Source organism: Streptomyces sp. NPDC045021 (assembly GCF_056432645.1).
The window spans coordinates 373,786-398,297 of record NZ_JBWKIQ010000004.1; the positions used below are offsets into that span (position 1 = coordinate 373,786).

20 protein-coding genes are annotated in these 24,512 nt (G+C 69.9%); 10 read left to right on the forward strand and 10 right to left on the reverse strand.

Annotated features, from left to right (window positions below):
* Window positions 1-43: 43 nt before the first annotated feature.
* Both AC07DC_RS15895 and AC07DC_RS15900 read left to right on the forward strand, forming a co-directional pair.
* Window positions 44-1,453 (forward strand): O-antigen ligase family protein, encoded by a 1,410-nt coding sequence (locus AC07DC_RS15895; protein ID WP_478914971.1) that lies wholly within the window; start codon window positions 44-46, stop codon window positions 1,451-1,453.
* Window positions 1,450-2,295, forward strand: coding sequence for a hypothetical protein (locus AC07DC_RS15900; RefSeq protein ID WP_478914972.1), 846 nt, complete (start codon window positions 1,450-1,452; stop codon window positions 2,293-2,295). Before AC07DC_RS15895 ends, AC07DC_RS15900 begins: the two co-directional genes overlap by 4 nt.
* Before the next feature lie 84 nt (window positions 2,296-2,379).
* Here AC07DC_RS15900 and AC07DC_RS15905 read toward each other — a convergent pair whose 3' ends face one another.
* Window positions 2,380-3,909: an oligosaccharide flippase family protein gene (locus tag AC07DC_RS15905; protein WP_478914973.1), complete on the reverse strand. Its 1,530-nt coding sequence runs from the start codon at window positions 3,907-3,909 to the stop codon at window positions 2,380-2,382.
* 10 nt (window positions 3,910-3,919) lie between these two features.
* Entirely contained in the window at window positions 3,920-5,485 is a 1,566-nt protein-coding gene (locus AC07DC_RS15910; protein WP_478914974.1) for a tyrosine-protein kinase domain-containing protein, read from the reverse strand.
* Between the two features lie 311 nt (window positions 5,486-5,796).
* On the opposite strand from AC07DC_RS15910, the gene AC07DC_RS15915 reads away from it, so the two are divergent.
* From AC07DC_RS15915 to AC07DC_RS15925, 3 genes are read left to right on the forward strand one after another with little or no spacing between them, the layout of a single operon-like run.
* Complete coding sequence (locus AC07DC_RS15915) at window positions 5,797-7,068, forward strand: DegT/DnrJ/EryC1/StrS family aminotransferase (protein ID WP_478914975.1); 1,272 nt, start codon at window positions 5,797-5,799, stop codon at window positions 7,066-7,068.
* Between the two features lie 6 nt (window positions 7,069-7,074).
* Window positions 7,075-8,571, forward strand: coding sequence for a polysaccharide biosynthesis protein (locus AC07DC_RS15920; RefSeq protein WP_478914976.1), 1,497 nt, complete (start codon window positions 7,075-7,077; stop codon window positions 8,569-8,571).
* Entirely contained in the window at window positions 8,571-9,650 is a 1,080-nt protein-coding gene (locus AC07DC_RS15925) for an LCP family protein (protein ID WP_478914977.1), read from the forward strand. The genes AC07DC_RS15920 and AC07DC_RS15925 overlap by 1 nt, the downstream gene beginning before the upstream one ends.
* 18 nt (window positions 9,651-9,668) lie before the next feature.
* On the opposite strand, the gene AC07DC_RS15930 is transcribed toward AC07DC_RS15925, so the two are convergent.
* Window positions 9,669-10,325, reverse strand: coding sequence for a LuxR C-terminal-related transcriptional regulator (locus AC07DC_RS15930; protein WP_478914978.1), 657 nt, complete (start codon window positions 10,323-10,325; stop codon window positions 9,669-9,671).
* Window positions 10,326-10,584: 259 nt separating this feature from the next.
* Here AC07DC_RS15930 and AC07DC_RS15935 point away from each other — a divergent pair, with 259 nt between their 5' ends.
* Window positions 10,585-11,283 carry a response regulator transcription factor gene (locus AC07DC_RS15935; RefSeq protein ID WP_478914979.1) on the forward strand — a complete coding sequence of 233 codons (699 nt, stop codon included), beginning with the start codon at window positions 10,585-10,587 and terminating at the stop codon, window positions 11,281-11,283.
* 84 nt (window positions 11,284-11,367) lie between these two features.
* Here the strand turns inward: AC07DC_RS15935 and AC07DC_RS15940 are convergent, their stop codons facing one another.
* The 4 genes from AC07DC_RS15940 to AC07DC_RS15955 form a co-directional block, all read right to left on the reverse strand.
* Window positions 11,368-12,180, reverse strand: a complete 813-nt coding sequence (locus AC07DC_RS15940) for a polysaccharide deacetylase family protein (protein WP_478914980.1) — start codon at window positions 12,178-12,180, stop codon at window positions 11,368-11,370.
* On the reverse strand, window positions 12,177-12,551 hold the full coding sequence (locus AC07DC_RS15945) for a hypothetical protein (RefSeq protein WP_478914981.1): 375 nt from the start codon (window positions 12,549-12,551) through the stop codon (window positions 12,177-12,179). The genes AC07DC_RS15940 and AC07DC_RS15945 overlap by 4 nt, the downstream gene beginning before the upstream one ends.
* Window positions 12,552-13,202: 651 nt before the next feature.
* A complete protein-coding gene (locus tag AC07DC_RS15950; protein ID WP_478914982.1) occupies window positions 13,203-15,338 on the reverse strand; it encodes a putative bifunctional diguanylate cyclase/phosphodiesterase in 2,136 nt (711 codons plus the stop codon).
* On the reverse strand, window positions 15,335-16,141 hold the full coding sequence (locus AC07DC_RS15955; RefSeq protein WP_478914983.1) for an SAM-dependent methyltransferase: 807 nt from the start codon (window positions 16,139-16,141) through the stop codon (window positions 15,335-15,337). The genes AC07DC_RS15950 and AC07DC_RS15955 overlap by 4 nt, the downstream gene beginning before the upstream one ends.
* A 145-nt stretch (window positions 16,142-16,286) precedes the next feature.
* Here AC07DC_RS15955 and AC07DC_RS15960 point away from each other — a divergent pair, with 145 nt between their 5' ends.
* Complete coding sequence (locus AC07DC_RS15960; protein WP_478914984.1) at window positions 16,287-18,068, forward strand: glycoside hydrolase family 15 protein; 1,782 nt, start codon at window positions 16,287-16,289, stop codon at window positions 18,066-18,068.
* A 51-nt stretch (window positions 18,069-18,119) separates the two neighbouring features.
* Here the strand turns inward: AC07DC_RS15960 and AC07DC_RS15965 are convergent, their stop codons facing one another.
* Both AC07DC_RS15965 and AC07DC_RS15970 read right to left on the reverse strand, forming a co-directional pair.
* Window positions 18,120-20,387, reverse strand: coding sequence for a bifunctional polysaccharide deacetylase/glycosyltransferase family 2 protein (locus AC07DC_RS15965; protein ID WP_478914985.1), 2,268 nt, complete (start codon window positions 20,385-20,387; stop codon window positions 18,120-18,122).
* Between the two features lie 41 nt (window positions 20,388-20,428).
* A complete protein-coding gene (locus tag AC07DC_RS15970; RefSeq protein ID WP_478914986.1) occupies window positions 20,429-20,944 on the reverse strand; it encodes a hypothetical protein in 516 nt (171 codons plus the stop codon).
* Between the two features lie 248 nt (window positions 20,945-21,192).
* Here AC07DC_RS15970 and AC07DC_RS15975 point away from each other — a divergent pair, with 248 nt between their 5' ends.
* From AC07DC_RS15975 to AC07DC_RS15985, 3 genes are all read left to right on the forward strand, one after another.
* Window positions 21,193-21,540, forward strand: coding sequence for a hypothetical protein (locus AC07DC_RS15975; protein ID WP_478914987.1), 348 nt, complete (start codon window positions 21,193-21,195; stop codon window positions 21,538-21,540).
* An 82-nt stretch (window positions 21,541-21,622) separates the two neighbouring features.
* Entirely contained in the window at window positions 21,623-22,213 is a 591-nt protein-coding gene (locus AC07DC_RS15980) for an RNA polymerase sigma factor (RefSeq protein WP_478914988.1), read from the forward strand.
* The gene (locus AC07DC_RS15985) at window positions 22,210-22,950 is read left to right on the forward strand and encodes a hypothetical protein (RefSeq protein ID WP_478914989.1); all 741 of its coding nucleotides are present in this window, start codon (window positions 22,210-22,212) and stop codon (window positions 22,948-22,950) included. Before AC07DC_RS15980 ends, AC07DC_RS15985 begins: the two co-directional genes overlap by 4 nt.
* Before the next feature lie 70 nt (window positions 22,951-23,020).
* Here the strand turns inward: AC07DC_RS15985 and AC07DC_RS15990 are convergent, their stop codons facing one another.
* Window positions 23,021-24,217 (reverse strand): S53 family peptidase, encoded by a 1,197-nt coding sequence (locus AC07DC_RS15990; protein WP_478914990.1) that lies wholly within the window; start codon window positions 24,215-24,217, stop codon window positions 23,021-23,023.
* Between the last annotated feature and the right edge of the window lie 295 nt (window positions 24,218-24,512).

Sequence of the window (24,512 nt, forward strand, 5' to 3'; positions counted from 1 at the left end):
TCGGAGGGGTTTTGTGTCCGACGACGCCCGGCTAAGGACCGCAATGGCGATCAATCTCCACCAGCGGTTTCCCGGCGCGCGCGGGGCCGGCGTTCAGCTGCTCGTCGCGCCGGTAATGCCCCAGGCGCCGGGCCGCCGCCGGATGGGCGCCCGTTCGGAGCGCTCCGGCCACGGACGTGCCGGAGCCGGCGGGCGCCCGAAGATCGCCCTCATGCTCGTGCTCATCGCCGCGGCGATGCCGGTTCGCATCCCGGTCTCGGTTCCGCTCATCAACTCGGTCTCGGTGCTGGACATCCTGCTCCTGGCCGTCGCGCTGACCCTTCTGCTCGACCGCGCGTTCCACCCGCTGGAGCACGGGTACCGCGGGCTCTTCGCGCTGCTCTGCGTCCCGCTGGTCGTCAGCGGCCTCTCCCTGCTCTGGTCGCAGGACCGGGCCGCTACCGTGCGCGCCACCATCGTCTATGCGGAGGGCGTCATCGCCTACCTCTTCGTCGTGCGCGAACTGGATGGACTGCCACCCGATCGCGTCATGACGTATGTCAAGCGGTACACCTATCTGGTCATCGTTCCCGCCGTGCTGCTGCTCCTGCACGCACCGGGATTCGGTCCGGAGGAAGCGGGCTTGTCCCACTCCTCCGGCAGCTATCTGTCCTACTACACCCGACTCTCACATCCGGTATTGGGCCGGTCGAACAGCCTGGCCACGGTACTGGCGTTCTTCGTCCCACTGCTCTTCTTCTGGGGCCACAGCCGGCGCGACCGGCGCTTCACCCTGGCGGGAGTCGTCGCCCTGGTGGCCGTGGCCTTCACGCTGTCTCGTGGAGTCGCCCTCGCCCTGCTCGTCGTGGGGCTGCTCGCCGCCCTCGGAGGGACACTGCGCAGCCGCCGGGTCGACAACCGTGCGGTCGGCAAGGCCGTCGCCATCGGCTCACTGACCGTTGCCGGCGTGGTCGTGCTCCATCAGGTCAACCCGTACACCCGCGAGTTCTTCGACGCCCGGTTCGGTCTCGGGAACGTCGTCATCCGCTCGGACTATGCCGGCATCGCGATCAGCAAGATCGCCAACCGGCCGGTCCTGGGCTACGGAGGGGGCGTCACGCCCGATCACGACCCGAACCTGGCTCTGGGTGTCCACGACACCTATCTCCAGCAGATGGTGTACTTCGGGCCTCTGCTGGGACTGGTCCTGTCGGCGAGCCTGATCGCCATCGCCGTGTTCTTCTTCTCCCGGACGGGCCGGAGCCCGGTCGCGCGAGCCGTCGGCTACGCCCTGGTCGCCCAACTGATGATCTTCGTTGTCGAGTCCAGTTACGAGGGCACGGTGCTGCGCGTGCTGTTCTACCTCTCGGTGGGTCTGGCAGCCGCGCTGACCCGCTCGGCTGAGGCGGAGGCGGCGCCGCAGGAGCCGCGTCACGGTCCTGAACCGCGACCCGGACCCAGGAGAACGCCATGACGATCAACCGAGTGATCGTCTTCCGCTTCGATCGTGAGCCCCTGATCTGTCGGGCGCACATCGAACTGATGCGGCGGCTGAATCCGGGAGTGGCGATACACGGGATCTTCGGCGGCGACTCCGGCTACCGCGGCGCCGCGTTCCGGCTGGCGGGCCGGCGGCTGCTGGGGCTCGACACCATGTACGTCTCGCACCGCAGCGGTCACTGGAACTGGAAGAACGGCGACCTGGTGCTCCTGGACTGGTTCCGCGAGATGGGCCATCAGGTCACCTTCGACGTCGTGCACCTTGTCGAGTGGGACCTGCTGCTGGCCGACCGGCTCGACCGGATCTACGCCGCGGTGCCGCCCGGAGCGGTGGGCCTGACGGCCTACACCCCTCTTTCGGTCATCGGCGACAGCTGGCGGTGGACCTCCCAGCCGGACGAGGCGCGCGAGTGGCACCAGCTCCTCGACTTCGCGGCCACCCGCCTCGGGTACCACGGGTCCCCGTACGGGTGCCTCGGCATCGGCCCCTGCCTGCCGAGGTCGTTCCTCCGGGACTATGCCGCCGTCGATGCACCCGATCTCGGCAACGACGAACTGCGCCTGCCGCTGTTCGCCCAGGCGCTGGGGTATCCGGTGGTCGACACGAGGCTGCGCCGCGGCTGGCATTCTCAGGAGGAGGACCGGATCCTCGCCGCCACGGCCCGGCAGGTCGATCGGCGCACCATCCTCGCTGAGCTGGCCAAGCCGGACGGCCGCCGCGCCTTCCATCCGGTGCGCGTTGCGATGAAGGGCCTGGCAGCCGAATTGACAGCAAGTCAGCACACAAGTCAGCACACTGGGCACGAACGCTCATGAACGTCAGCTGACAGTCGGCAGGCTGCCAGGGCCCTTCCAGCAGACGGTGAGGAAGGGCTTGTCCGGCCGATGGTGAGGAACCGACTACTCGGCACTGCCGTGACGCCGCTTGGATGCCGTGGCACGCACCGCGTCGGCGGCGAAACCATAGGTCTCGCGCAGCGCGGCACGGTCGCCGACCATCATGCCCGCGAGGAAGAGCAGGCCCGCGCACGCCCCGCCCAAGGCGCCCGACGCCAGGGTTGCGCCCGCCCGCGAAGAGATGGCCCACCCGGCCCCCGCCGAGCCCAACCCGACCACGATCGGTACCAGGAGCGGCCGCAGCAGCCTGACGCGGATCCGCCGGGTGGTCGCACGCCCGAGCACCATGGCCTCCACCACCGAGGAAACACACCAACCGATCCCGATGGCCACCACGCCGAGCACCGGAAGCAGGGAGAGCGTCAGCGTGAGCCAGACGACGGCCTGCAGGATCCCCGAGCGCAGGACGGCCGTGGCATCGCCGATCGCGTAGAGATATCCCTGAGTGGCGACCGAGACGGTGCCGCCGATGGCCAGTCCGAGGCAGGCGCCGGGAACGATCGTGCTCGCCTCCGTCCACTGCGCCCCGAACAGGCCCGGGACGACTCCCGGGGCAGAGCCGGCCACTGCCGTCAGGACGAATCCGGTACCCACGGCTGCCAGAGCTTCGGCGCGTTGAACGAGCGGCGCCGCGTCCTCGTCGCGTACCAGCAACTGGGACATGGCGGGGAAGGAGACCCGCCACAGCGCGCCGAAGGCCAGGTACGGGACCTCCATCAGTCGCTTGGCCAGCGCCCACAGGCCCAGTGAGGAAACGCCACTGATCGCGGCCACACCCATGTTGAGGGCCTGGTCGCGCAGGAGCCAGGTGGCGTTGACCGCCTGGAACCGCAGCCCGAAGCCCACCAGGGGACGGACGGAGCGGATCGAGCAGGTGGGTCGTACCTGGCCGGCCGGGCAGACCAGAGCCATCGCGACCGTCCCGACCGCGGCGCGCACGACGGTCGCCGTAGCCAGCCCCCACACGCCGAATCCAGCGATCACCGTGCCGATGGCCCAGCCCTGGAAGCAGACCACCTGGGAGAGCTCGACCGCTGCGAGGCGTCGGTAGAGCAGCGACCGCTCCAGCAGAATCCGGCCCGGGAACTGCAGCGCCACGAGCGGCATGGACGCCACCATGATCGCTGTCACCCAGCCGATGCGGCCGAACGCGTCGGCCGCCGCCAGGGCCGCCAGGGCGACCACTCCGGTCACTCCGAGTTGCAGCGTGCTCAGCGCGCCGAGCTCCGCCCGGCTGGGTGGTTCGGCGCGCCTGATCAGTCCGGCTCCGAGGCCGCCGTCGGAGATCAGCCCGGTGAAGAGCACGAACGACATACCGATGGCGACGACACCAAGATCGCTCGGGACGAGGAGACGCGCGACCACGATGTTGCCGACGAGACCGAGGAGCAGTATCGCCAGACCTCGGGTGCCGACGATCAGGACGCCCGAGGTCGCCCGCCTCTTCAGCTCGCTCCTCGACAGGTCCGTATCGGCGGCGTCATCTCCGGTCGCGGCCGGGTCTGTGGGAGATCGGGCGTCGGAGGTGTCCACGCTCAGCTCCCTAAGAGGTCGGCCCCTCGTCGGTCCAGCGCGCTTGCGTCGGATCGGAGGAGCCCGGGACCGCCGCCGATGCCTGGGCCCGCGCCTGGCCGGGGTCGTCGCGGAGCGCCCCGGACGCCGACTGCGTTCCCGGCTCGTCGGGTCCCCGGACCAGCGTGAACGCCTTGCCGAAGGCGCCATCGGCAGGGCGATCGGCCCCGCGCGACTTGGACTTCTTCGGCGCGGCGGCACCGCTTCGCCGATGTCCTCGGCGGCGGGCCGGACCGTTCAGGACGACGCCCAGGACCGCCACGCCGGCCGTGTGCAGGTAGCTGACGGCTTCCGCGAGGTCCGGGCTGCGGGTGGCCCTGGTCCTCGCCACGAGCAGGGCCTGCCCCACGGCACGGGCCAGGATCACGGCATCGGTCTTCAGTAGCAGCGGTGGCGCGGCGAAGATCACCACGTCCGCTCGGCGGCCGAGTTCACGGCTGAGTGCGGCGATGCGCTGTTCCCTGAGAACTTCGCGCGTTCCCGGTGCCGGGGGGCCACTGGTGAGCACCTGCAGCGGCAGTCCCTCCCGCCACTGCTGCAGCGCCCCTTCCAGCGGCGTCCGCTCCGCCAGCACGTCCCTCAGCCCCGCGGCCGGCAGCAGCCCCAGCAGAGCGCTCAGGCCCGGCCGCCAGAGGTCTGTGTCCACCAGGACCACCCGGTCACCGCCTTCAGCGAAGCTGATGGCCAGGTCGACCGCCGTCATGGTCGCACCCTCTCCGCCGCTGGGCCCTGTCACCACGAAAGCCAGCGGTTCGGGTTTCGGCCCGAGCAACTGGATGTTCACTCCCAGCCGCCGGAAGGCCTCGACGGTCGAAGGGTGGCGCCGGCCGTTCGACAGGAGCGGTTCTCCCAGCCCCGCTGCCCCGCCGGGAAGCAGCCCGAGCACCGGGGCGCCGCAGGCGCGAGCAGCGTCTTCGGCGTCACGTATCCGGGTGTCGGTGACCTCGCGGACCACCGCCCAGCAGACACCCAGGACCAGACCCGCCACTGCGCCGAGCGCCGCGTCGAGCACGGTGTGCGACGCCTGCCGCTGAGGTACCAGTTCGCTCGGTGCCAGTGTGGTCACGGTCGGTACAGGCGTCTGGCCGTTGCCGGGCGCAGCCTCGAGCGTGGCTGCGAAATCGGGGAAGATCGAACCGTACGTACTGGCGATGGCCATCGCCCGCTGCGCGGACGGGTCCTTCACCGTCACGTTGATGACGGCCGTGTCGTCCGGGTTCGTCGCACCGATCTCACTCCTGAGCGCGCCCACGGAGTACGGCAGATCCAGCTGGTCGATGAGTTTCCTGAGTACGTGGTCATCGGTCAGCAGGGTGGTGTAGGACTTCGCGCGCTGTTGAGCGAGCAGCGTCCCCTGGTAGGCCTGACCGGGGTCCGCGCCCGGGTTCGTCACGGAGACGAACATCCCCACCTTGGCCGTGTAGGTCGAGGTGTGCGTGCGAGCCACGGCGACGGCCGCCGCCGCGCCCAGCGCGGTGATCAACAAGATCACGAGCCAGCGCCTGCGGAAGAGCCGCATGTACAACCTGAGGTCCATCGCATTCCTCCGGTGTGCTGTGGCGACGACGAGCGTCCCCGGCAGACCACAACCGTTCGACATGGAGCGGTAAGCCCCTCTGTCGCATCCTCCTCAGCCGTACGGCGGGAGGCCACCCGCAAAGGACCGACCGTCCCTACGTCATCCGTCGACCCGGTGGGTCGATCCGCAGCTGGCGTAGCAGAAGTCGTCCTGCGATCGGATCCCGTCCGACCCGCACCTGCCTAGGTTTCGCAGTACTGGGTGCGATCCCTCGGGGGCGAGCGCGCCCCACCCGAAGGGCTGTCATGACTGACCGCGAGGAGTTCTCCATGAGCGTCTCGACCTCCCACCAGGGTGGCGTGTCGGCGTACCCGCCGACCCCCGACAGGGCATTCGCCGTCTCGGCTTCCGCCTCCACCACGCTGCCCCCACCCGTCCCGTTCGCACGGACCGAGATCTGCGCGGAGGCGCGGGCGGCCGCGCAGCAGGTGCTGGCGTCGGGGTGGGTGACCTCCGGGCCGCAGACGGGGCTGTTCGAGCGGGAGTTCGCCCAGCAGGTGGGAGCGCGGTATGCCGTGGCGGTGAGTTCGTGCACCGCCGCACTGGAACTCTCGTTGCGGGCCATGCGGCTGTCGCCCGGCGCGATCGTCCTGATGCCGACGCTGACCTTCTGCGGTGCCGGCCAGGCCGTACTGCACGCGGGCCTTCGGCCACTGCTCGTGGACGTCGACCCGGCGACCGGGATGCCGTCCCCGGACACCACCGTGCGGGCCGTGCAGGCCGTCGGCAGCCGTCCCGGCGCGATGATGGTCATGCATTTCGGCGGGGCCCCCGCACCGCTGTCCGCGCTGGCCGAGGCCGCCGGGCTGCCGCTGCACCGGGTCGTGGAGGACGCCGCGCACGCCCTCGGCACCTCGATCGACGGGCGGCCGGTGGGCGCCCTGTCGCGGGCCACCTGCTTCAGTTTCTACGCCACCAAGAACCTGCCGATCGGCGAAGGCGGAATGGTGACAACCGAGGACCGGGATCTCGCCGATCGGATCCGCCGCGCCAGGCTGCACGGGATGTCCGCAGACTCCTGGCGCCGCAATCTGCCGGGCGGCTCCTGGCAGTACGCCGTGGAGGAGGACGGGCTGAAGGCCAACATGACCGACCTGCAGGCCGCCATCGGGCGCGCGCAGTTGCGCCACCTCGGCGACTGGCAGCGCCGTCGCGAAGTCCTCGCCGCCCGGTACACCGCCCGCCTGCGGGGGGTACCCGGGCTGGGCCTGCCGGGCGAGCCGGCCGACGGCCGGCATGCCTGGCATCTGTACGTGGTCCACGTCGGGCCCGAGTTCGGCATGTCCCGCGACGAGTTGGTCGTGCGGCTGGCCGAGCGCGGTATCGGCAGCTCCGTGCACTTCATCCCGCTGCACCAACTCGGGTACTTCCGGCGCACTGCGCTGCGCCCGCCGGGCGGCCTGCCCGGAGCCGACACACTCTTCCCGCGGCTGCTGTCGCTGCCCCTGCACCCCGGCCTCAGCGAGAGCCAGGTCGACCGGGTCTGCGCGGCGCTCGTCCAGCTCGCCGGCCGCTCAACCGTCGCATCGTCCGGAGTCTGATCCGTCATGCCGATCTCCCCGACCACCACCCCTGCCCAGCGTCCCGGCCTGCGCACACTCATCGTCGGAGCGGGTGAGGCCGGCTGGGCGCTGGCCCGTGACCTGCTCCGGGTACCGGAGTTCGGCCTCGACCCGGTGGGCTTCCTGGACGACGACCAGGCGAAGGCCGGCAACAGCACAATTCCGCTTCTGGGCGACCTGGATCAGACCGAGTCGGTCGTCGTGGCCCACCGGGTCGAGGTTGTCGTGGTGGCGATCCCGGGCCTGACCCCGCAGCGCTTCCGCCAGGTCACCGCCGCCGCGACGGCGACCGGAGCGAGCGTGCGCTATCTGCCCACCTTCATCGCCGCACTGCGCCGCGATGTTGTCGGCGGCGACATGCGCACCCTGGACGTCAATCAGCTGATCGGCCGCCAAGAGGTCCATGTGGCCGGGTCGGAGGCCCGGCGGATCATCGCCGGGCGACGGGTCCTGGTGACCGGGGCGGGCGGCTCGATCGGCAGCGAACTCTGCCGCCAGGTCTATGGATTTGAGCCGAGCCGGCTCTTCCTGCTCGACCACGACGAGTCGAACCTCCACCGCCTGCAGCTCGAGCTCTACGGCGAGGCCCTCGACGACGAGGACGTGGTGATCTCCGACATCCGCGACCGCGACCGCCTTGAGCACGTGTTCGACCGACTCCGCCCCGAGGTGGTCTTCCACGCCGCCGCCCACAAGCACCTCCCGATGCTCGAACACAATCCGTGTGAGGGCGTGAAGTCGAACGTGCTCGGAACCGACCAACTGGTTCAGGTCGCAGTGAAGTTCGAGGTCGAGCGGTTCATCCTGATCTCCACCGACAAGGCGGCCGACCCGATCTCGGTGCTCGGCGCCACGAAGCGGCTGGCCGAGCTGATCGTGCAGGCCCGCCAGGCCGCTTCGACGATCTTCGCCGCCGTGCGCTTCGGCAACGTGCTGGGCAGCCGAGGCTCCCTGCTCGACGTGCTCGCCGCCCAACTGCGTTCGGACCTGCCCCTGACGGTGACCCATCCGGACATGACGCGGTTCTTCATGACGATCGAGGAGGCCGCCGGACTGGTTCTGGAAGCCGCTCGGCTGGCCTCGGGCGGAGAGGTATTCGTCCTCGACATGGGCGAGCCGGTGCGGGTCCTGGACCTGGTCGAGCGGTATGCCGAGCAGATGAACGCCGGTCATCTGGATATCCGTTTCACCGGCCTGCGCCCGGGCGAGAAGCTCGACGAGACCCTCTTCTCCGTGGAGGAGCGCCGGCTGCCGACTGCTCACCCCCGGATTGACGCCGCCGCTCCGTGCACGCCGCACGATCCGTCCGCCGTCCGCCGGGAGCTCCCGGCGCTCTATGCCGCCGCCCGGCGGGACGACAGCGCCGACGTACGCCGCCGGTTGGCCCGGTTGCTGCCCGCCTTCCCTGATCCCCGGCTGACCCCCGAGCCCGCAACCGGTCGGCAGCTCGTGTCAGCGGCCCCCTACCCGGACGACTTCTGATGAAGACAACCAAGGAACCACTCAGCCCGCAGGAGCTCGCCGACAAGCGGCGCCGGCGCCGGCGTCACATCCTCCTGTCGGCCCTGGCCGCACTGATCGCGTTGGTGCTGGCGGGCCTGGGTGCCGTGCTGTGGGGCACCAACCACTACGCCGGCCAGGTGCCGCGGATCGCGGGCGCACTGCCCAACGTGCCCGACTCCCAGCGGCCGGTGAAGCCCCCGGAGGCCGGCAAGTCGTTGACCTTCCTGCTGGTGGGCCTGGACGCCCGCTCCGACCTGCCCACCACGGGCAACGGGGCCGGCAAGCCACTGTGGAGCTACGGCGCGCAGCGCACCGACACGATCATGCTGCTGCACCTGACGACCGACCGTAAGAAGGCGTATCTGGTCTCGATCCCGCGCGACACCTGGGTTTCGATCCCCGGCCACGGCTCGGCGAAGATCAACGCCTCGTTCTCCTGGGGTGGACCCCCGCTGCTGATCCAGACCGTGGAGCAGTACACCGGCATCCGCATCGACCACTTCGGCGCAATCGACTGGAGCGGGTTCACCTCGCTGACCAACGCGGTCGGTGGCGTCAGCATCACCATCCCCGACAACTCCCACGACTCCCAACAGCAGCGCCAGTGGACCGCCGGCACCTACGTCATGGACGGGACGACCGCGCTGGCCTATGTGCGGCAGCGGTACGGGCTGCCCAACGGCGATCTGGACCGAATCGCCCGGCAGCAGAACTTCCTGCGTTCCCTGATGACCAAGTCGCTCGGCAAGGTCTCGCTGTTCGACCCGTTCACGACCAGCCGCCTGCTCGACGCGACCGCGAAAGCGGTCAGCGTCGACGACCAGCTCTCCAACAGCGAACTGCGCGACCTGGTGCTGGGGCTGCGCGACCTGGGGTCCGGTGATGTCAACTTCATCCGGCCGCCGTTCGGGCATTTCGTGACGATGCAGGGTCAGTCCGCGCTCACCCTGGATCCGAGCCGAGCGCCCGCGCTCTGGAAGGCGATGAGCACCGATCGCCTCGCGGAATGGATCGCGCGGTACGGTACCAGTGACCTGCTGGCCCCCACCGTGCACTGACCATGGGGGAGGGCCGCGTCACTCGCTCCGTTGCTCGGCACCCACCTGATGGGCCAGCGCGATGGCCTCCAGCCGGGAGTGCACACCGAGCTTGTCGAGGACGTTCTGTACGTGGGTACGCGCTGTGTTGGTGGTCATGCTCAGCTCGCGCGCGATCTCAGTGGTGTCGTCACCTTCGGTGAGCCGCCGAAGGACCTCACGCTCCCGCTGGGTGAGCCAGCGCAGCGGCTCGGCGCCATCCGAACGGCGGCGCACGCGCCGTAGCACCTCGTGGGCGAGCGTGGGTTCGATGAACAGGCCTCCGGCCTCCACGCGCCGCAGCGCACGGTCCAGTTGGTCGATGCTCTTGTCCTTGCCCAGATAGCCGACCACGCCCGCCTCGATCGCGGCCGTCACCGAGTCGGGGTCCATCGCCCGGGAGAGCACGACGATCCTGATCTTCGGTTCACAGGCGCGGATGAGGTTGATCGCGTCGAACGTACGTCCGTCCATGACCTGCAGGTCGAGGATGCAGATGTCGGGGCGGCATACCGAAACGGCCCGCAGCAGGCCGTTCCACGTGGTGGCCGTGGCCCGGACCCGGTGACCGTGGCTGGACAGCGCCAGCGCCAGCGCCTCGGCGTGCAAGCGGCTGGCGTCAGCGACAACGATTTTCCCTGCGCGCGGAGTGGTCATGACGAATGCCTTTCCCTGTCGCGCACGCGCCGGCGCCGCGAACAGCGGAATGCGGAGCGGAATGAGGCGTCCTGGCAAACCCTCTTGCTACTGCATCCAGGTGCAACACACGCACATACCGGCATATTTTACACGCTTGACAATCGCGCTCCAAGGAACTAAGGGAATGCGGCCGAGTCCACCGATCACCCGGACACGATCCTTGCTGCCCGGGTTCCGCGGCTGGCACGGTGGACCTTTCGGTGGCAACCTCAGAAGCATGGCTGGCGAGATCCGGGTCGTCGTGGCCGACCGACGCCGCTCGGTCGCTGAGGTACTCGCGCTGGGGTTGCGACAGGTGGGAATGGTCGGCAGCTCGGTGACCGGGATGAAGGCGGCCTGCCGAGCGGCGGCGGAAGGCCGCGCGGACGTGGTTGTGGCGGACATCGGCCTGGTGGCCTCGTCCGACAGACTCGCGGTTCCGTCTCCCTGGCCCGGCCAACTGGCCGTTCCGCTCATCGTGCTCAGCGACGGCACCAGGACGGACGATCTCGCCTGTGCCGCGATCCGTGCCGGTGTCCGCGGCTGGGTTCCCAAGGACAGTTCCATGCAGCATCTGCTCGCCGTCATCAGGGGCGTGCAGCGAGGCGAGACCTGGATCCCGCCCCGCCTGCTCACCCGCGTGCTCGCTGAGCTGGCGACCGTGCATGACGGGATGGAGGAGGACGCCGGGCGGCTGGCCAACCTCACCGCGCGCGAGCGCGAGGTGCTGGGCTGCCTCTCCGCGGGGATGAGCCGGGCGGAGATCGGGCGGCATCTCTTCCTGTCGACGAACACGGTGCGTACGCACGTCCAGAACCTGATGATAAAACTCGACGTTCACTCCTCGGTGGCCGCAGTGGCGTTGGCCCACCGGGCCGGCATGCCCAAGTCGCTGCCGGTACCGGAGGAAGGTCCGGGAGAACGCCGCCGGGCCTGAATCGGCCGACCGCTGAAGTCCGGCGGCCGTCAGGGGTGGTTGCAGCGCTCCGGTGCGCCGCCGACCGACAGTCCTGGCCCGAACTCAGCTCACGGGCGGACCGCCGACCGGCTGCCCGAGCGCGGCCCGCACGCGCCGGTACAACCGCCAGCTCCTGGTCCTCGCCCCCTCGCGGAACGGCGCCACGGGAGCCCCTTCCCCCTCGGTCCACCGGCGGAAGAGCTCCCGCGGGGTGTCGGCCCTGACCATCAGACGGGCGATGCGCAGCGGGTCGTCCGTGGGCGAGCTGAAGGCGTTCCCCGCTGCGGCCGCCGACGTCCAGCCGGCCTCACGGACCTCGCGGCGGACCATGGCGCTGGAGTAACCGTGCGGGTAGGCGAACGCGGACACCCGGTGGCCCAGTACGTCCTCCAGTCGTCGCTTACTGTCCGCGACCTCGTGGCGTACCCGCGCGGCGGGCAGCGTGTCCAGTTGCGGATGGGTGAGGCTGTGCCCGCCGATATCGACGCCAAACGCGTCGAGAGTGGCTATCTGACGCCAGGTCAGCATCGGTGCGGGCGGCAGCAGGCTGCCGTCGCAGTCGGCTCCCGGAGTGTGGACGGCACCGGTGGTGACATAGAGCGTGGAGGGCAGCCCGCGGGCGGTCAGCTGCGGGGCCACCGTCCAGTAGAAGTCGGCGAAGCCGTCGTCGAAGGTCAGGACAGCGCAACGCGGCGGCAACTGAACACCGCCGCGTTGCGCCGAGACCAGCCGCGACAGGGGCACCACGGTGCGGCCGCTCTCGGCGATCCGGTCGAGCTGCTCCGCGAAGTCGTCCGGGGCGACCGTGTACGGGGCGATCCACCCGGGCGGGTCACGCGAGACGGAGTGGTAGAGGAAGACGCAGACGGGAGTCATGATCCGGTCTCTTCAGCGCCCAACGGGGCCTGCCGGCTCCCCGTCGGCGGTGCCGTCGGCGCGCGGCTGGCGGTGATGGTCGGAGCCGTGCCGGTGGCGAGTTCACGATGAGCGGCAGCGCCCGGCGCCCGGCGCTTCCCGGCCCGATCGCCGGGTTCGCCGATGGCGTTCGCCAGTCCGAGCGGGTGCCCGTGCAGCCGCACCAACGCCCACACGCGGCAGTCCGGCACGACCGGTCCGGAACCCCCAGGTGAGCGCAGCTCATCGGGCGTCTCCAGGTCCAGCGCGACGACGCGGACGCGGGTGTACAGCGAGTAGCGGGCGGCGATCCAGGGGCAGGCCGTCATGGCGCGCCGGTCGGAGCCGTTCATCACTCCCCCTGGGCAAGCGGTGACGCAGGCCTGGCGCCAGGGCGCTCGGAGACCAGAGTCCGCAGGACCCGGCGGCCGTCGGCGACGGTGTGCGGGTGCGAGCGCCCACTGCGACGGGGAAGTTCGAGGCTCGGGACTTTGGCGATGCGGAGTCCCGAGCGCAGTGTGTGGGTGATCATCTCGGTGTCGATTTCGGGGCCGGGGGAGTGCAGGTCGGGTTGGCTGAGGAAAGTGCGCCGGAAAGCACAGAATCCGTAGCAGAGGTCGGTCGGGCGACGCATGGGGCGACCGCCCGGTAGCGCGCGCGTCGTATCTCTGGAGACACGTTCGTGCTCATCACCGCTGCCTCTTTCCGGAGGCAATGGGCGTGCCCTGCCGACTGGTCCTCCCGGTCAACGGGCGCGCCCTGACTGACCTGACTGAAGAGGCGTGCCCGGTACGACAACGGGGCGCGACCTCGAGGCGAGAGCGTTGGGATCGGCGGCGGTGGAACGATGCCGCCGTGGCTCTCAGGCGCCGGAGAAGGCGCCATCCGATCGACTGCCATCCGATCGACTGGCAAATGCGCTGCCCGCGAAGCGGTGCCAAAGTCCAAGCCTTGCTTCATCCTTGAGGAGAGTCAAGACCAATTCGGGGAGTCTGCTAAATGTACTAATGCTGACTTTCTTCATCGCGACCCGTAGCCATGCGGCGGCTTTCGCGGCGAACCGCTTCCGCGGCGATCCGAGTCCTGATCTCCTCCGGCCGTACGGGTTTGCCGAACAGCCACCCCTGCGCCCGGTTGCACCCCATGGCCCCCAACCGCTCCGCGTGCGCGACCGTCTCGACGCCCTCCGCAGTGACCGTGAGGCCGAGTGCCCTCGCGAGGGACACCAGCCCCTGGACGATCCGCCATCCCACTCGTTGGTCCTTCTTGGGAATGAAGGATCCCGCGATCTTCAGCCCGGAGACCGGCAGTTCTGTGAGGTACCCGAGGTTCGACCAGCCGGTGCCGAAATCGTCAATGGTGAGGGCGACCCCCAGGTCCGCGAGTTTGCGCATCGTCTGCAGCGAATCGTCGGCGGGGCCCGCCACCGCGCTCTCGGTGATCTCCAGTTCGAGGTGTTCCGGGTGGAGCCCGGTGTCCCGCAGGATCCTGCGGATGTCGGCCGGCAACGCGGCGTCACGGGCCTGGTGGACGGAGAGGTTGACGTTGATCATCGGAGCTGCCGGGCCGAAGTCGGCGACCCACTCGGCAGCCTGGGCGCAGGCATGCTCCAGGACCCAGCGGCCCAGCTTCGTGATCACTCCGGTCTGCTCGGCGGCATCGATGAATTCATCGGGGCCCAGCACACCGAAGTCCGGATGCCGCCAGCGTACGAGCGCCTCCACCGCGGTCAGCGACCCGTCGGGCAGCGCGCACAGCGGCTGGTAGTCGATGAAGAACTCGCCCCGGTCCAATGCCATCGGCAGCCGTACCGACACCGCGTAGCGGGTGACCTCGCGGGCGAGGTGATCGGAGTCGAAGAGCGTCCACCGGCCGCGGCCCGCTTCCTTGGCCCGGTACAGCGTCAGGTCGGCGGCGCGCACCGCCGCCTCGGGGGTGGTGTTGGCGACCAGGTGCTGCAGGATGCCGACGCTCGCCCCGACGGTCAGCTGGCGGTCCCCGACCTGGAGCGGTTCGTCGAGCGCCGCCAGTGCCGTCTTCGCCACGGACACCGCCTGGTGCTCCCCGGTGCAGTTCTCGAGCAGCATCACGAACTCGTCGCCGCCCACCCGCGCCACGAGATGGCCCAGCGGACTGATCGCGGACTCCAGGCGGCGTGCCACCGCGGCCAGCAACTCATCGCCGGTCACGTGGCCCAGGCTGTCGTTCACGAACTTGAACCCGTCCAGGTCGAGGTAGCACAGGGCGAACCGGGCGCCGGGTTCCGGGGCCTCGAAGAGCCCCTCCAGCCGCTCGATGAAGGCCTCGCGGTTGGGCAGGTCGGTCAGCATGTCGTGGGTGGCCTGGTGCCGGAGCCGTTCCTCCAGCCGGTACCGGTCGGTGATGTCCTCCAGCATGGCCACCTGGTAGCGCGGAATCTGCTCCTCGTCACGGATCAGCGAGACGGTCAGATGGGTCCAGACGACTTCGCCGTCCCGGCGGTAGTAGGGCTTGTCGCACTCGAAGTGCTCCCTCTCTCCCCTGATGAGTTCGCGGTAGGCGTCCCAGGTTCTGGGCGCGTCCTCCGGGTGCACGAGCTCGTTGACGCGGCGGCTGCGCAACTCTTCCACGGATGCGCCGAAGAGGTCGAGCAGCGCCCGGTTGACCTCCAGGATGTTGCCCTCCAGGTCGCCGATTCCGATACCGATCGCGGCGTTCTCGAACAGCGCGCGGAAGCGGGCCTCCGTCTCGCGCATGGAGCGCTCCGCGACGAGTCTGGCGGTGTCCACGGCGAGCCGGATCTCCTCCTGGTCACGGAGCGTGCGCTCTCGCAGAGCCTCCGCCCACCCCGCGGCGAATGCGCCGGCTACGGCGGGCCCCCGGCCGTTCGGAGCCTTTTCCTGCAGCAGTCGCACCGCGCGGGCCAGCACCGCGGGATCGGTGAAGTGCGCGTCGACGAGCAACCGCCCGGCCTCCTCGGCCGGGAGGGTGCCGGAGGCGTCGTCCCGCCAGCATCTGTGGAGCAGACCGGTGGTCCTGGCCGCGAGCTGCCGGCGGATGCCGGGGTGCATCGCGATGCCCTGTCCGTCCTGCAGCATGTGGGCCCAGGCTTCGTCGAAGCGGTCCGCGGAACTTCCGTGCTCCGTGATCGGAGCGTTCACAGCCGACGCCCCAGACCTGCCAGGCCGGTCATCCGTTCGGGGTGGGGCCCGACCGACTCAGGGACCTCGGGCCGCCATTCGGGGAGGTAGACCACCCCGGGCTCCAGGAGTTCGAACCCGTCGAAGAACGCGGTGATCTGCTGCCGGGAGCGCATCGTCAGGGGGTTGGGCGTCCGGGCGTAGAGCTCCTGGTGCGGGCCGGCCTGATCGGGGCGGCCCTCCAGCGCCGCGTGGGACAGTGCCAGCATGCTGCCCGGTGGTACGGCATCGCGCAGTACGGCGAGGATCGCGCCCGGGTCGTCCTCGTCCGAGATGAAGTGCAGCACCGCGACCATCAGTACGGCCACCGGTTCCGCCGGGCTCAGCAACTCCGCGACGGCGGTGCGGGCGAGCAGGTCCCTGGGATTCCTCAGGTCCGCCTGGACGACCGCCACGTTCGGATCGCGCCCCACCAGCAACCGGCTGTGCGCCACCGCCACCGGATCCTGGTCCACATAGACCACCCGGGCATCGGGTTGGATCTCCCGCACCACCTCGTGCACCGCGCCATACGTCGGGATTCCGGAACCGAGGTCGAGGAAACGCGTGATGCCCGTCCCGGCGAGGTACTGGACCGCGCGGCGCAGAAAGGCCCGGTTGGCCCGCATGATCAGTGGCAGGTCCGGCCAGAGCTCGATGGCCTTGCGGGCCACAGCGCGGTCGGCGGGGAAATTGTGCGAGCCGCCCAGGAAGTAGTCATAGATGCGCGCCGCGTTGGGATGCTCCACGTCCGTTCCTGGAGGCACCCACGAAGGTCGCTCCACGGTCCGCCCCTTCCGCTCGCAGGAGACAGAGCTCGAAACAATTGTCTGCTCAGAAGATCAACCCCGCAACCGGAGCCCACGGCGTGCAGCGCCCCGTCCGGTCGGCTCGCGGGTCCCGGTCCGGTCGCCGGACAATGGTCCCACCATGACCGGACGCATCGAGGACTACGCGATCATCGGCGACCTGGAGACGGCCGCCCTGGTCGGCAGGGACGGATCGGTCGACTGGCTCTGTCTGCCCCGCTTCGACTCGCCCGCCGCGTTCGCGGCCCTCCTGGGCAACGAGGGGCACGGCCACTGGCGGCTCGCCCCGGCCAACGCCGCGCAGTGCACCAGTCGCGGCTACCGGAACGACACCCTGGTCCTGGAATCGATCTGGGAGACCCCCACCGGCTCCGTCCGGGTCCTCGACTTCATGCCGCGGCGCGACCGCGCCCCCAGGCTGGTACGCATCGTCGAAGGCATCAGCGGCAGCGTGCCGATGCGGGGGGAACTTCGGTTGCGCTTCAATTACGGCCGGATCATGCCGTGGGTGCGCCGCACCGACCACCACCGTGTCGCCGTGGCCGGCCCGGACGCGGTCTGGCTCCGGGTGCCGCGCGGGGTGCACACCTTCGGAGAGGACGGCTGCACGCGCTCCGACTTCACCGTACAGGCGGGTGACCGGGTCCCTGCCGTCCTCACCTGGCAGCCCTCGCACCTGCGTACCTGTCAGGTGACCGATGCGGAGAAGGCGCTCCTGCAGACGACCGAGGGTTGGCAGCGGTGGACGGCGAAGTGCCGGTACGAAGGGGAGTGGGAACAGGTCGTACGCCGGTCGCTCATCACCCTCAAAGCCCTCGTGTACGCCCCGACCGGCGGCATCGTCGCCTCGCCGACCACCTCGCTCCCCGAGTGGATCGGGGGGTCGCGCAACTGGGACTACCGCTTCTGCTGGTTGCGGGACTCCAGCATGACGCTGTCCGCGCTGCTGCGCGGCGGCTTCCGCGAGGAGGCGGCGGCCTGGCGGCAGTGGCTGGTGCGCGCCATCGCCGGCGACCCCGCGGATCTGCAGACGATGTACGGCGTCGCCGGCGAGCGCCGGCTGATCGAGACCGACGCCGACTGGCTCCCCGGATACGAGGGCTCGTCCCCGGTCCGGCTCGGCAACGCCGCGGTGGACCAGTTCCAGCTGGACGTCTACGGCGAGGTGGTCGACACGCTGCATCTGGCGCTGATGGCTGGTATCCCGATGGAGCGGCAGGTCTGGAGTCTGCTCCGAACGCTCATGGTCTTCCTGGAGAACCACTGGCAGGATCCCGACGAGGGCCTCTGGGAAGTCCGGTGCGGGCGGCGGAACTTCGTACACTCCAAGGTCATGGCCTGGGTCGCGTTCGACCGCGCCGTCAAGATGGCCGAGACCACCGGCCTGCCGGCGCCGGTGGACCGCTGGCGGGTCCAGCGCGACGCCGTGCACGCCGAGGTCTGCACGCACGGGTACGACACCGCGCGCGGGGTGTTCGCCCAGCAGTACGGCAGCCGGGAACTGGACGCCAGCGCGCTGTTCATCGTCAAGACCGGCTTCCTGCCGCCGGACGATCCGCGGGTGGTCCGTACCGTCGACGCCGTACGGACGGAGCTGGACCACGGCGGCTTCGTGCGGCGCTACTCGGGACCGGGCAGTAGCGTCGCCCCGGCCTCGGACGGACTACCAGGGGAGGAAGGCGCCTTCCTCGCCTGCTCCTTCTGGCTCGTTGACGCGCTGGTCGCCGTCGGCCGCCGGGACGAGGCCCGTGAGCTCTTCGCACGGGTGCTGGCGCTCGGCAACGACCTGGGCCTGTTCTCCGAGGAATGGGACCCGGTGGCGCAACGGCAACTGGGCAACACCCCGCAGGCCTTCACTCACGTCGCCCTCGTGAACTCGGCCTTCACCCTCGCCGGGCGCTGACGAGAGTGGGACCGGTTGCGGCAGCAACCATCTGGCTGACACCCGGGCAACTCACCACTCTGTCCCGCGTCCCCAGTGAACGTCGCTCGCGCTGACATCGGTGCCGGTCTCCTGCGTCCATGAATCAGCCGTGCCGGTTGCCACGGGCGCGGCCACAGGGTGTGGTGAGGGCGCGGGGATCTGGAGGCTGCCGTAGCGCTCCATGCGCTGCCAGCGCAGCCGCGATCCGGCAATCGCGGTCGCCACCGACTGGATGACGACGAGGTACATCAACTGCCGGTAGACGAACTGTTGCAGGGGCAGGCTCCACAGGGCTCCCGGTCGTTCGCCGTCCAGGCGGAACGCGTACAGAGCCATTGCGGTCTGCAGCGCGAGGAAGCCGAGCCAGATGACCAGGATGCGGACAGGGTCCAGGAAGACCAGGCCGTAGATAGCGAAAATGTCGACGACCGGGGCGAGCAGGGGCAGCAGAACCTGGAAGAGCAGCAGGTACATCAGACCGCGGCGGCCCAGCTTGCCCGCCGCGCCGGTCTGCACCAGAGCGCCGCGATGCTTCCACATTGCTTGCAGGGTGCCGTAGCACCAGCGATAGCGCTGTCGCCAGAGCGCACGCAGGGAGGCAGGCGCCTCGGTCCAGGCGATGGCGTCCTCCTGGTAGACCACCCGCCAGCCCTCGCGGCACAGCGCCATGGTGAGGTCGGTGTCCTCGGCGAGGGTGTCCTCGCTGACCCCGTCGATACGCAGGAGCGCGGAGCGGCGGAACGCGCCGACGGCTCCCGGCACGGTCGGCATGCATTCGGCCAGGTCGAACAGCCGGCGGTCGAGGTTGAAGCCGACGACGTATTCGATGTGCTGCCAGCGGCCGAGCAGCCCACCGCGGTTGATCACCTTGGCATTGCCGGAGACCGCTCCGATCCGGGAATCGGCGAACGGCTGCACCAGCATGCGGACGGCGTCCGGTTCGAAGACGGTATCGCCGTCGACCATGACCAGCAGTTCGTATGAGGCGGCCGCGATCCCGGTGTTGAGGGCGGCCGGCTTGCCCGCGTTCCGCTGCCGGATGACCCGCACATAGGGAAGGCGCAGTGACTCCACCAGGTCGGCGGTGCCGTCGGTGGAGCCGTCGTCGACCACGATGATCTCAACGGGGTGGTCGGAGGCGAGCAGCGAGCGGACCGCTGCCTCGATGCCCGCGCTCTCGTTGTAGGCGGGCACGATGACGCTGACGGGGGCGGTGACCCGTGGCCCCCACCCCATGTCTCGTTGCCGGACGTGCCGCCGGGCGGCGATGAGCACGGCGATGGCACGCAACACGGCGAGCCCACCTGCCGCGTACAGCAGCCAGCCGAGCAACCTCAGTGCCCCGGCGCTGCCGTCCAGAGTCCCGATGAGACCGATGCCCAGCCAGTGGTCCTTCTCGGCTGCCGGACTCATGGCCTGAGGAATCCCGAAGGCGTCGCCGACCGTGGTCACGGTGAATCCGCGGGCAGCCATCAGGGGGAGCAGCCGGTCCAGGGCGGCCACGCTCTGGGAGCGGTCGCCGCCCGCATCGTGCATGAGCAGAATCTGGCCCGCGCTTCCGCGCGGGGTGGCGTTGGCGACGATCCGGTCGACGCCGGGGCGCTGCCAGTCCTCGCTGTCCTGAGTGGTCAGCACGGTCAGGTAACCGTCGTCGCCGGCGGTCCGGACGGCATCCCAGTCCCGGTCGCTGAGCGCGTCGTTGACGGAGGAGTACGGGGGCCTCAGCAGCGAGCTGGTGTGTCCGGTGGCTCCGGCCAGGGCGAGTTGGGCTTCGCGCAGTTCCAGCGTGCGCTGCCAGACCGGGATCTTCCCGAGGTCGGCGTGGGTGAAGGTGTGGATGCCGATCTCGTGCCCCTCGGCGAGGATGCGCCGCACCAGCGCCGGGTGGGCGGCGACCTGAGTGCCCACGACGAAGAACGTGGCGTGGACGTGGTGGCGGCGCAGTGCGTCCAGGATCTTCGGCGTCCACGTCGGGTCCGGGCCGTCATCGAAGGTGAGGGCGATGGTGTGCGCCCGAGGGCAGGCGGTGCGGGCCGGAACGGCCGCGCTGTCGATCACCGGGCCGCCGTGAGCGATGGCAGCAGGCACCTGTCCTGCGGCGCTGCCACCGGGACGGGCCGCGTCGTCGCTGATACCGAACATGTGCTGGGTGTAGCCCTGGATGAGGAGCGCGGCGCCGAGCGTGAGGACCAGCACCGTCATCAGCAGCCAGTGGGTGCGCAGCGGTGTGGAGCGGACAACGCCGCGGCGTCCCCGGCGTCTTCTGGCGCGGTTGGAGGCGGCGGGGGCGTGCGACATGGTGGGGTGCTCTCTTCACGGCGGTGAGCCGGCTGCCGGGGTTATCCGTGACCGCGGCTGGTGTGGGTGGGAATAGGATGCGTGGCCGTGCTCTTGCCGTGGCTGACTGTGGCGGTCGGGGCGGCTGTCGTCTGCGGGGCACTGGGAGACGCGCTCGGCGAAAGTGCCGTGCCGGGAGTGGTGGCTGTCGCAGGCGGGCTGGTCACGGATGCCCGGGACTCGCCGCTGCCTGGCGTGCGGCTTGCCGTGACGGCGGCCGGCTTGCGGCCGGCCGCGGTTGTCGCGCCCGGCCCGGGGCTGGAGACGCCGCCCCGGTGGTCGCCGGCCTCGGGCAGCGGGAGGTACGGGGAGGAAACGCTCGGTCCGCCGAGGGCGGCACTCAGCAGCAGCGCGACGTACCCGGCGGCTGGTATGGCCAGGAATCGCCCGATACGCCGAACCCGCCGCTGCCGACGTCCGGAGGTGTCGAGGAACACCGGCCGGGCGGCGGCATGACTGTGCCGTGCGTGGCGCGCGGAGACGTCGACCGTCGTATCGGTGTCGGATGTGGGGTGCACGGTCGCGCACCATACAAGCCGCGGTGGCTTGTTGACGAGGGTCGGCACATGTCGGACATATACCGCTGCGGCGAACGGGCGCTCCGCTCAGTGTGACGTTTTCGCGGTGTGATGCGCCCCCCGTATGAGCCGCGCGAAACGTGCGCGAGGAAAAGTCCGACCAGCGGAGGGACATGATGGAGAATCCCGTGAGGAACCCGCGGGGGGCCGTACTCGGTCCTCGTCTCGCAGCGGACATCGTGGCGATCGTGCGGGAAGGATCCAGGATCGGGCTGGACTACTCGCCGCAGAGTCTGGCGCTGGTGGACCGGACCATCGAGGGCATTCGGCGGGAGAATCCGCCCGCCCAGGCGGTGACCCGGACGCTCCTCGGCTTCGGTGCATACACCGGAGAGGTGCTGGTACGCGGCGCGAGAGCCGTCTGGGTGGAATTCGATGCCTACCAGCGCGATACATTCGGTCAGCCCTTCGGGATCCGAACTCCTGACGGGCGGGTGTGGAACCCGCTGGGGAAGGCGGTCAAGCGGTACGAGAACGGAGCGCAGGACAGCTTGCGTCTCTTCTATCTCGCGGTGGTGGGCCAGGCACAGGTGTGACGCCCGCCTTACCGCGAGTCGGAGGACGTCCTTCGGCGGATCAAGATGTTGCACGGTGTCGGCGAGCGCGAAGAGGAATGTAGTGGGCAAGGCGGAGGTGCGCCGGCGCAGCAGGATGGATGACGGGGAGCTGGGTGATGCGGTCGCTCAGGCCCGTGGTGGCGACGAAGCCGCCTTCGGCATCGTCTACCGCGAGATCCATCCCATGCTTCTGGGGTACCTGCGCGGCCTGGTCGGTGACGATGCCGAGGACATCGCCTCGGAGGCCTGGCACGACATCGTCCGCGATTTCGGCGGGTTCCGCGGCGACGGGCAGCGCTTCCGGGGTTGGGCGGCGGTCATAGCCCGGCACCGCGCCCTGGACCACCTGCGAAGGATCAAGGTCCGCCCCCGGACCTCGGGGTTCGACGAACGGACCAAAGAGCCCCTGACCTTGCAGGACACGGAGGGCGTGGTCCTGGAGAACCTGTCCACCGAGCGCGCGCTGACCCTGATCGCCGAACTGCCCCAGGAGCAGGCCGAAGCCGTGCTGCTGCGAGTGGTGCTCGGACTCAATGGGCCGATGGCGGCGAAAGTCCTGGGCAAGCGGCCGGGTGCGGTGCGAACCGCGTCCCACCGGGGTCTGAAATACCTGTCGGAGCGCCTCAACGGCGCTGGGAGAAATGACGAATGAACGACTTCCGAGAAGACGATGGATGGCTGGACGCGGCCGTCGCGGAGCGGCTGCTCAGCGGACAGGACATCGCGGAAGCCGACAGCCGCGCAGCCGACCTCACCCGACTCCTCACGGTGGCGGCGAAGCCGCTCCCGGTGGACAGCGCGCGCGAACACGAGGCACTGGCGGCCTTCAGGGCGGCCAGGGGCATGCGCCCCAGTCGCGGTCTCCGGCGCCGGACCTTCAGATCGCGGCCCGTGAAGACTCTGGCCGGAGGCATGGCCGCGGTCTTCGTGCTCGGCGGTGTGGCCATCGCGGCGCAGACCGGCCACCTTCCCGTGCCGCTCCACCCCGGTGGCTCCACCTCGGGTCCTGTGCCGTCCACGGCCACCGCCCCCGGCAACAGCGGTGTCGCACCCCACCCGAGCGGCACTCCCCGCCCTACCGCGACCACCGGCTCGTCCCACACGCCTCGGCCAACCGCGCAACCCTCCTCGGCTGCGGCGGCCACTACCGCCGCCTCGCCGGCCCCGGACCTGAAGGGACTGTGCGAGAAGTACGTCCAGGCCGCAGATCGCGGTCAGACCCTGGAATCTCGCTCCCAGGCCCGGCTCGAAAAGGCGGCCGGGGGCAAGAGCGAAGTCGACGCCTACTGCGCACGGCTGCTCGGTACGGCCGCTGCTCACGGCAAGTCCCCGGCCTCGCCGACTCCGCCGTCCTCTCGGCCGACCGGGCCGCCCACCCCTCGGAAGTGACCGGGCGGACGACCGGGCCGGAGGGTGTGGAGACCCTCCGGCCCGGAGCGATGGTGAATAAGTGCGTGGTTCAGAAGGCGCCGATGCCATTGGGGGTGCCCAGGCCGGTGGGGCCGTCCCACCCGGTACGGGCGTTGCACCACTGGACGGTCGGGCACGTGCCGTTGCTTCCGGAGGTGACGTCCCACAGCGAGGCGGAGTGGGTGTACGGGTAGTTGTTGTCGATCGAGCCCGTGTTGCCGGCGAGCGCGTACACCGAGCCGATGATCGGGGCGGAGACGCTGGTGCCGCCGAAGACCATCCAGCCGGAACTGCCCTGGTAGGCGGTGCTGTCATAGACCGCGACACCGGTGGAGGGGTTGGCGACCGCGGAGACGTCGGCCTCGGCCCGCTTGGCGCAGCCGGTGTTGAACGAGGAGGCTCCGGTCAGTGCGGTGTTGTAGGCGGAGCAGCCGCTGCCCGCGCCGCTCCAGGCGGTCTCACTCCAGCCGCGCGCGTTGGAGGCGGTGTTGAGTGTGGTGCCGCCGACGGCGGTTACATAGTGCGAGGACGCCGGGTAGCTCGCACCGTATCCGCTGTCGCCGGAGCTGGCCGTGACGGCTATGCCCGGGTGGTTGTAGTAGCTCCCGTAGTTGGCGTCCGAGGCGTCGGATCCGCCGTAGCTGTTGCTGATCGCCACGACGCCGGGAGTTGCGGCGGCGCGGTTCACGGCCGCACCCAGGTTGGCGAAGGACGCGGACTTGGCTTCGACGAGCAGGATGTGGCAGTTCGGGCAGATGGCGGACACCATGTCGATGTCGAGGGAGATCTCCTGGGCCCAACCGCCGTCCTTGCGCGGGTAGGCGGTGCCGCCGTTCTGATCGATCTTCTTGAAGCAGCCGTTGGCGGTGGTGCAGGCCGGAAGTCCGAATTGGCTGCGGTAGACCGCGAGATCGGCCTCGGCGGTCGGGTCGTCGTATGCGTCGACGATCGCCACCGTGCGGCCCGCACCTGCCGTTGCCGATGGCAGTGCGTAGGCCCCCTGGAGGCCGGCCGGCCCATAGCCTGCCGGGGTCGCGTTGGGCGCTATCGCCTTGGCCGCGGCGATGTCCGTGCGGAGGATCGCCTTGCAGGAGGCGAAGCCGGCCTGGGCGGTGGCGCAGGAGCGTGCCGTGGCCTGTGCGGGCAGCGGCGCGGTCTGCGAGGCTTCGGCGGAGCCAAAGACCATGAACGGGATTGCCGTCATGGCCATGACACCTATGCCGATGAGCCTTGCGCGGAGTTGCATGTCGTTCTCCTCGGATAGTGGTCGATCGGGTTCTCGACCTCGGCAGTCGATCGGCTCCCTGTTGGGGAGATCGCGGCTGCCGCCGTCAGGCGCTCCTCGATGACTGCCTTCGCGTCACAGCCGGGAGGAGGGCTGTGTCCGCCGTGCGCCGGGCACGGATCGGCTGCTGAGGCGATGGGCTGTGGGTCGATGGTCTGTGGGGCGAAAGGCCGTTGTCGGGGGAGAGTGACGAACGAGGCCAGGAACGCCCGGGCGGCGGGGGAGTCGAGTCGGCAGGCGACGTCGGTGGCCCAGC

Bases quoted from the DNA above. Each gene is read 5' to 3' on its own strand.
- AC07DC_RS15935 (WP_478914979.1), top strand. From the start codon at position 10,585: ATGGCTGGCGAGATCCGGGTCGTCGTGGCCGACCGACGCCGCTCGGTC.
- AC07DC_RS15990 (WP_478914990.1), bottom strand. From the start codon at position 24,217: ATGCAACTCCGCGCAAGGCTCATCGGCATAGGTGTCATGGCCATGACG.
- AC07DC_RS15910 (WP_478914974.1), bottom strand. From the start codon at position 5,485: ATGGACCTCAGGTTGTACATGCGGCTCTTCCGCAGGCGCTGGCTCGTG.
- AC07DC_RS15895 (WP_478914971.1), top strand. From the start codon at position 44: ATGGCGATCAATCTCCACCAGCGGTTTCCCGGCGCGCGCGGGGCCGGC.
- AC07DC_RS15965 (WP_478914985.1), bottom strand. From the start codon at position 20,387: ATGTCGCACGCCCCCGCCGCCTCCAACCGCGCCAGAAGACGCCGGGGA.
- AC07DC_RS15900 (WP_478914972.1), top strand. From the start codon at position 1,450: ATGACGATCAACCGAGTGATCGTCTTCCGCTTCGATCGTGAGCCCCTG.
- AC07DC_RS15925 (WP_478914977.1), top strand. From the start codon at position 8,571: ATGAAGACAACCAAGGAACCACTCAGCCCGCAGGAGCTCGCCGACAAG.
- AC07DC_RS15985 (WP_478914989.1), top strand. From the start codon at position 22,210: ATGAACGACTTCCGAGAAGACGATGGATGGCTGGACGCGGCCGTCGCG.
- AC07DC_RS15945 (WP_478914981.1), bottom strand. From the start codon at position 12,551: ATGAACGGCTCCGACCGGCGCGCCATGACGGCCTGCCCCTGGATCGCC.
- AC07DC_RS15920 (WP_478914976.1), top strand. From the start codon at position 7,075: ATGCCGATCTCCCCGACCACCACCCCTGCCCAGCGTCCCGGCCTGCGC.
- AC07DC_RS15940 (WP_478914980.1), bottom strand. From the start codon at position 12,180: ATGACTCCCGTCTGCGTCTTCCTCTACCACTCCGTCTCGCGTGACCCG.
- AC07DC_RS15930 (WP_478914978.1), bottom strand. From the start codon at position 10,325: ATGACCACTCCGCGCGCAGGGAAAATCGTTGTCGCTGACGCCAGCCGC.
- AC07DC_RS15960 (WP_478914984.1), top strand. From the start codon at position 16,287: ATGACCGGACGCATCGAGGACTACGCGATCATCGGCGACCTGGAGACG.
- AC07DC_RS15915 (WP_478914975.1), top strand. From the start codon at position 5,797: ATGAGCGTCTCGACCTCCCACCAGGGTGGCGTGTCGGCGTACCCGCCG.